Below are 1,116 nucleotides of genomic sequence, written 5' to 3'. Positions count from 1 at the left end.
TGACCACCCCGCGCCGCAGCTCGGGCACCGGCAGGTCCCGCAGGTCCACGCCGTCCAGCAGCACCCGTCCGGCGGAGGGGTCGTAGAAACGGGCGAGCAGTTTGGCCAGGGTCGACTTGCCCGCGCCGGTGGAGCCGACGACCGCGACCGTCTGCCCGGCGGGCAGGGTCAGGTCGAGCCGGGGCAGCACCTCGCCGCCGGTGCGGTAGCCGAACCGGACCCCGTCGAAGACGACCTCGCGCCCGGGGAGCCCGCCCCGCAGCGGCGGGAGTTCGCGCGGGTGGTCCGGCTCCGGCACGGACGGCCGCTGCGCCAGCAGCCCGGCGATCTTCTCCAGGGAGGCCGCGGCCGACTGGTAGGCGTTCAGGAACATGCCCAGCCGGTCGATCGGGTCGTACAGCCGGCGCAGGTAGAGCACCGCCGCCGCGAGGACGCCCAGTTCCAGGGAGCCGGACGCCACCCGGTGGGCGCCCCAGAGCACGATGGCCGCGACCGCCGTGTTGGCCACCAGCCGTGAGCCGACCACATAGCGGGCCATCTCCAGCATGCCGTCCCCGTTGGTGCGTTCGTGCCGCCGGTTCAGCACAGCGAACTCGGCGTCGTTGGCGGCCTCCCGGCGGAACGCGCGCACCGGACGGATGCCGTTCATCGTCTCCACGAACTTCACGATCACCGCCGCGATCGCCGTGGACCGCGCCTTGTACACCCGCCCCGCGCGCCGCCGGTACAGCCGGACCAGCAGGTACAGCGGTCCGAACGACGCCACCGCGACCGCGCCGAGGCCCAGGTCCAGCCAGAGCAGCATCGCCGAGATGGAGACGAAGGACAGGATGATGGTCACCAGCTCCTGGAGCCCCTCGTCGAGCAGTTCGCGCAGCGACTCGACGTCCGTGGTGGACCGGGAGATCAGCCGGCCGGAGGTGTAGCGCTCGTGGAAGTCGATGCTGAGCGCCTGCGCGTGCCGGAAGATCCGCCCGCGCAGGTCCAGCAGCACGTCCTGGCTGACGCGCGCGGAGACCTCGATGAACGCGAACTGCAGCCCGCCCGAGGCGAGGGCGCACAGCAGGTAGCCCGCGCCGACGGCCAGCAGCGGACCGTGCCGGTCGTCGCGGAAGG

Annotated in this window: 1 protein-coding gene; it reads right to left on the bottom strand. The window is 72.8% G+C overall.

The annotated features are described in order from the left end of the window. The coding region (locus IE312_RS43500; protein WP_229900897.1) for an ABC transporter ATP-binding protein at positions 1 to 1,116 on the bottom strand (1,116 nt) is incomplete at both ends.

The organism is Streptomyces capoamus, assembly GCF_014654935.1.
Lineage (GTDB): Bacteria > Actinomycetota > Actinomycetes > Streptomycetales > Streptomycetaceae > Streptomyces > Streptomyces capoamus.
This window is presented reverse-complemented; position numbering and strand designations above follow the sequence as displayed.